The 5,653-nt window shown below is 70.1% G+C and carries 6 protein-coding genes and 1 pseudogene; 4 read left to right on the forward strand and 3 right to left on the reverse strand.

Going from position 1 to position 5,653, the window contains the following annotated elements; translation table 11 throughout:
- The 3 genes and pseudogenes from ABZ281_RS35000 to ABZ281_RS35010 form a co-directional block, all read right to left on the reverse strand.
- The coding region (locus ABZ281_RS35000; RefSeq protein ID WP_356662105.1) for an acyl-CoA dehydrogenase family protein at window positions 1-1,585 on the reverse strand (1,585 nt) is incomplete at its 3' end.
- Between the two features lie 110 nt (window positions 1,586-1,695).
- Window positions 1,696-2,268: a PadR family transcriptional regulator gene (locus ABZ281_RS35005; protein ID WP_356662106.1), complete on the reverse strand. Its 573-nt coding sequence runs from the start codon at window positions 2,266-2,268 to the stop codon at window positions 1,696-1,698.
- Window positions 2,269-2,546: 278 nt separating this feature from the next.
- Window positions 2,547-3,065, reverse strand: a pseudogene (locus ABZ281_RS35010) (ATP-binding protein); the annotation flags it as partial.
- 7 nt (window positions 3,066-3,072) lie between these two features.
- Between ABZ281_RS35010 and ABZ281_RS35015 the strand changes: the two are divergent.
- The 4 genes from ABZ281_RS35015 to ABZ281_RS35030 all read left to right on the forward strand — a co-directional run.
- On the forward strand, window positions 3,073-3,774 hold the full coding sequence (locus ABZ281_RS35015; RefSeq protein ID WP_356662107.1) for a hypothetical protein: 702 nt from the start codon (window positions 3,073-3,075) through the stop codon (window positions 3,772-3,774).
- Window positions 3,771-5,186: a transfer protein gene (locus ABZ281_RS35020; protein ID WP_356662108.1), complete on the forward strand. Its 1,416-nt coding sequence runs from the start codon at window positions 3,771-3,773 to the stop codon at window positions 5,184-5,186. The genes ABZ281_RS35015 and ABZ281_RS35020 overlap by 4 nt, the downstream gene beginning before the upstream one ends.
- Window positions 5,187-5,212: 26 nt before the next feature.
- Window positions 5,213-5,401 (forward strand): hypothetical protein, encoded by a 189-nt coding sequence (locus ABZ281_RS35025; protein WP_356662109.1) that lies wholly within the window; start codon window positions 5,213-5,215, stop codon window positions 5,399-5,401.
- A 29-nt stretch (window positions 5,402-5,430) separates the two neighbouring features.
- The coding region (locus ABZ281_RS35030; protein ID WP_356662110.1) for a hypothetical protein at window positions 5,431-5,653 on the forward strand (223 nt) is incomplete at its 3' end.

The following is a 5,653-nucleotide window of genomic DNA, read 5'->3' on the forward strand; positions in this document are numbered from 1 at the left end:
CGCTGCCCAAGCACCGCGTCGCGCTCATCCTCCAGGCCGCGCTGTACCTGCTCAGCCACGCCCACGGACATCGCATCCCCGCCGCGCCCGCTCCCAGGACGAGCTGCCCGTGCACGACGAGCGCGAAGAGCTGGCCGATCGAGAGGACGAGGTCGAGGTCGCGGCTCTGCTCCGCGTCGGGGGCGGCTGTGGCGACGAACTCGCAGAGCGCGTCGGCCTGTTCGCGCAAACGAGCGACGTTCGGCAGATGCGCGTACGCCTCGAAGGCCGGGCGCCAGTCGTGGAAGCGCACCGAGCCCAGACCTCGGGCCGGTCCCTGCCGGAACAGGAAGTCGTCGTCGGCCGCGTCGAGACGCGTCGGCACACTCGGGTACACGGCCGGGTCGAGGAGATGGTTGCGCATGAACTTCAAGATCAGCGCCAGGTTGACGTGGACCGTGCCCTCCAGCTTCGGCAGGCCGCGGATCTCCACGGCCGCCTGGCTGAAGTAGTTGTCCTTCTCGAAGCCCTTGGCGGCGATGACGTCCCACATCAGGTCGATGACCTTCTCGCCCTCCGTGGTGACCTTCATCTTCGTCATCGGGTTGAAGAGCAGGTAGCGCCGGTCGTCCGGGCCGGCGGAGCGGAAGTAGTCGACGGCGCGGTCGCTGAACAGCTTCATGCCGACGAGCCTGACGTATGCGTCGGTCAGCTCGCGTCGCACGTGCGGGAAGGCGGTGACGGGGCGGCCGTAGAGGACGCGGTTGTCGGCGTGGGTGACGGCTTCGTACATCGCGTGTTCGCAGATGCCGATCGAGGCGGTGCACAGGTTGAACTTGCCGACGTTGACCGTGTTGAGGGCGGCGTCGAAGGCGGCGCGGCCGGTGTGCAGGACGTCATCGGACGTTACGGGATAGTCCTCCAGGCGGAACTCGCTGACGAACTTGGACGAGTCGACGACGTTCTTGACCAGGTGGTAGGCCGGATGACGGCTGTCGGCGGCGAAGAACACGTAGCCGTCGGGGCCCTCGACGTCGGTACGCCGGCCGAAGACGGAGACGAGTCCGGCGGTGTTGCCGTTGCCGATGTAGTACTTGGAGCCGGTGGCGCGGAAGCCGCCGTCGCCGTCGGGCTCGAGCAGCATGTCGGTGGAGTAGATGTCGGCGCCGTGGGCCTTCTCGGACAGGCCGAACGCGAACACCTCGCCCTGGGCGAGGAGTTCCGCGGCGCGGGCGCGCGCGGCGGCGTTGTCGCTCTGCCAGACCGGGCCGAGGCCGAGGATGGTGACCTGCCAGGCGTACCAGTAGTCCAGGCCGTAAAAGCCGAGGATCTCGTTGAGCGCGGCGATACGGGCGGTGTCCCACCGCTTGTCCGGCTCCCCTTCCCCTGCACTGGACGACGGCGTCAGGAAGGTCGAGAACAGGTTCTCCTTCGCGGCGAAGGCGAGGAAGTCACCGAGCCATGCGCGGGTCCGGTAGTCCTCGATCAGCTGCCGCTTCCCGCGCCCCTCGAACCAGTCGACGGTGGCACGCAGCAAGCGGCGTGTCTCGGGGTCGAAGTGCGCGGGGTCGTAAGTGCGCGGGTTGAAGAGCAGTTGGTCGGCCATGGTGAGGACCCCTTTCGGCAGGTGGACGGATGGAGAAATCGCTGGGTGCGGCGGACGGTGAGCCTGAGAGCCGGAGCGGAGGAGCAGTCATGTCCGGTGCGGTGGCGCGGTCAGTGGTCAGGGCCGAACCGGGCCAGCGTGGCGAGCACGTCGTCCAGCCAGCCGATCATCATCCGCTCGTACGCGATGCCGCCGCGCAAGACGACGTGCTGGAGCTCCCGCTCCGCGTCCAGCGGAGTTTCCGGAGCGGTCACACCGGCTTCGGGCCCCGTGAAGTCCCGCTCCTCGCCCGCGAGATAGTGCGCCAGCCGGTCCTGGTGCGTCTGCCGGTGGCGCTCCACCTCGCGGATCAGGGCGGCGGGGTCGTCGAAGGCGGCACCCCGGATCTTCACTGCCAGGTCGTGGCGGACGCTCTCCGGCTCGATCGGATCGTGCAACCACGAGGACAGCGCGGCCCGGCCGAGGTCGGCGACGGAGTACTCCTTCTTGTCCGGGCGTCCTTGCTGCGGGACCTCCCGGGCTTCGACCCAGCCGTCGTTCTCCATGCGCTTCAGTACGCGATAGATCTGTTGGTGGGTCGCGGTCCAGAAGTAGCCGATGGACCGTTCGAAACGCCGGGCCAGCTCATAGCCGGATCCCGGCTTCTCCAGGAGCGACACCAGGATCGCGTGCTCGAGCGCCATGCCGACGATCGTGCTATGCAACTCGTTGCATAGCAAGTCTCACCCTTTCCGATGCGACGCGGCTCACGCCCGCACGTGCTCGACGTCCACACCCGCACCTTGGACTACCGCCCGCGCCGGGTACGTGAGCTCTCGGGTATCGACTCTGGGTCGACACGAGACGTGCGCACGCTCAGTGTCGTGGTCCGCTCGCGCGGAGAGCAGACGTCGTCGAGACCGCCCGCACCCGCGGCGACAACCTCCACCGCGTCGACCGCGGCCTGCGCAACGACCCTGAATCAACGTTCGGCCGCCCCGTCGTCCAGGGGCATGTCCGCGTCGGCCGGACTGGGGGCGGGCTGCTGTGTGACCTCCGGCAGGGACTGTTCGGCCCAGATCACCTTGCCGTGCGGCGTGTACCGGGTGCCCCAGCGCTCGGCCATCTGTGACACCAGGAACAGACCCCGGCCTCCTTCATCGGTCGTCGCGGCGTACCGCAGATGCGGGGAGGTGCTGCTGCCGTCGGCCACTTCGCAGATCAGCGTACGGTCGCGGATCAGCCGGACGTGGATCGGCCCGGCGCCGTAGCGGATGGCGTTGGTGATGAGCTCGCTCAGGATGAGTTCCATGGTGAAGCCGTACTCCGACAGGCCCCACGCTTCGAGTCTTTGCGACACAGCGTCGCGCATGCCGGAGACGGCGGCCGGGTCCGCCGGCACATCCCAGTCGGCGATCTGATCGGGCGGCAGCTTCCGCGTGCGGGCGACGAGCAGGGCGACATCGTCCTTGGGATGCCCGGGGAGCAGGCTGTCCAGCACGTGGTCCGTGTGCGGCGCCCTCCTGGCCGCCGGATACGGCACCATCTGGTCGGCGACGCTGCCCAAGGGCCGCGCCCTGGACGCGGCCATGGCCCTGTACCTGTCCCCGTCGCTCTCGCTGGCCGCGCTGCTCACCACGCAGCGCGTGTGGAGCGGCCTGGACTGGTGGTGGGACCTGCTGGCCGACGCCGTCTGGACGGCCGTCGTCCTCAGGGTGCGCCCCGCCCGGATCGCGAAGGTCCTCGCCGGCCGCGAGCCGTCGCTGACCCCCCAGGCGGTCGAACAGAGCCGGGAGCTCCTGGTGGAGACGGCCCCGGCCGGACCGCAGCACCCCGCCGCCGCGTTCTGGGCGCAGCGCGTCGCCATCGAGGACGGCGCCGCCCCCAACACTGTGCTGGAGCAGGTGGAAGAGACCGGCGGCCGCACGATGCGCGCCGTGATCCGCTCCACCCTCCCCGGCAAGCCCGTCCCGACGATCAACCTGCTGGAGCTGTCCGCCGCCCTGAACTGGCCGGAGGACGAACTCTCCATCACCCCCGTGCCCCGCCAGGGCGCCGGAGTGCGGCGCCTGACCGTCGGCACGGCCCCGGCCGAAGAGGCCGACGACCCCTACACGCACTGGGCACAGAACGTCGCCCCCAAGGGCATGCCCGGCACCGTCATCACCTCCATCCGCGCCGTCAACATCGAAAAGGAGCTGGGCGCATGACCGCCGAGACGATCTACGAACTCACCGTTGAGGCCCCGCCCGGGGACCTGATCGCCTACGACCCGATCCGCCTCGCCTCCGCCCTGCGGATCGAGGACCCCAGCAGGCTGGCGATCGAGACCGACGGCATGAACCACGCCCTGGTCACGATCTACCCGTCCGACCCGCTCGCCGACGTCGAACTGCCCGACCCGCGCGAGCTCGCCATGGACGACCAGGGCCGCATCTGGGTCGGCAGCTACCACAACGGCCGCCCCGCCCGGATGCGCCTGTACGACCCCAAGGCCGGATCCGCGCAGCGCGGTCTGCTGTTCGGCACCACCGGCGCGGGCAAGTCGACCGGCCTGCAGGTGATCCTGGCGGCGGAGAAGCGCTCCGGGATCGTCACGTTCCTCTCGGACCTCAAGGGCGGCCAGTCCGTGCCCGAGGCCCGCGACAACGTCGACTGGTTCGTCACCACGCCGGAAGGCGCGATGGCGCAGCTGCGCACGATGTGGCTGGTCATGCAGGGACGGCAGACCCGCTACGCGGAGGCCGGCCGTTCCAAGTTCCTGATGAACCGGCCCGACCCGCTGCTGTCCCTGCGGATCGACGAAGCCAACCGGCTGCTGGAGAAGGGCGCGCCTTTCCGGGATGAGGCGACGTACTACATCAAGGACATCGGCCGCACCGGCCGCTCGCTCGGTATCGGTGTGCACCTGTCCGCGCAGGCCGGTCACCTCGAGGAGCTGGGCGGCTCGGACACGCTGCGCGGCATGCTCAAGGACGGCGAAGTCATCCTGCTGCGCTGGACGTCGACGATGATGCGGCAGCTGGTCTCCGACGGTCTGCTGGCCGCCGGGCAGTCCCTCGCCCCGATCCCGAAGTACTCCGGGGCCATCAAGCTCATCAGCCAGTTCGATGAGGCCGCGGACGAAGACGCGCCCGGCACCCAGGGCAGCGGCTACCTGCTGTCCGGCCCCTCCCCCACCTCGCGCTTCCGGTTCTTCAACGTCGGCAGCACCGTCCCGGTGGAGGGCCTGGACCCCGAGATGCTCGCCCTGTACGGCGACGGACCCGTCCGGCAGCTGGAGAAGGCGTCCTGGGACGACGCCGGCGACGCCTACGCCGGACGCCTGGACGGCCCCGAGGCGTACGCCGCGATCTTCCCCATGGAAGAGGAAGACGAGGACGGCGAAGGCGGCGGCGGTCGCCGGTCCGGCGGCAAGAAGCGCCCGGCCTCACCGGTCCCCACGATGCCCGAGCCGACCAAGCCCCGCGCCCGCACGCTCGCCGAACGCGTCCAGGCCGTCCTGGAGGACTCCGACGGCGACATGGACGCAGCTGCGGTCCTCGAGGCCGTCAACGCCGACGGCGGCCGCCAGGTCCGCCTCGGCAGCGTCCGCAACACCCTGACCGCCCTCAAGAAGTAGCCCCCCGAGAAGGAGCCCGAACCGCCGTGGTCATCTCCCTGTCCCTTGTCGTAGTCGCCGCCGTCATCGTCCTGGTGCTGCTGCGCACCGGCTACCTGCGGCTGTGGCCCGCCCTGGCGGCCGCGCTGTTCGGGTTCTGCCTCGCCTCCACCGGCATCGCACCCGGCATCCGCAACGCGATCGCCTCCGTCACCGGCTGGGTCTCCTCTTTCTGACCCGGCCCGACCCCGAGACAAGGAACCCCGTGCCCGAACCCCAGACCCGTCCCGTCACACGTATCCGCCTCACGCTCGATGCGGCCACCACCATCGTCGGCTGGCCCACCGCACCCGGGCAGCCCGACGTCCAGGAGCTCATCGACGACCTGGTGCGCACCGGCCGCCGGCCGCACCTCGAGCTGCCGGAGCCCGCCACGACCCGGCCGCTCCCGCAGTACCTGACGCTCTCCGACCTGGACGCCGCCGTCC

This window comes from Streptomyces sp. NPDC006265, assembly GCF_040613555.1.
Classification (GTDB): domain Bacteria; phylum Actinomycetota; class Actinomycetes; order Streptomycetales; family Streptomycetaceae; genus Streptomyces.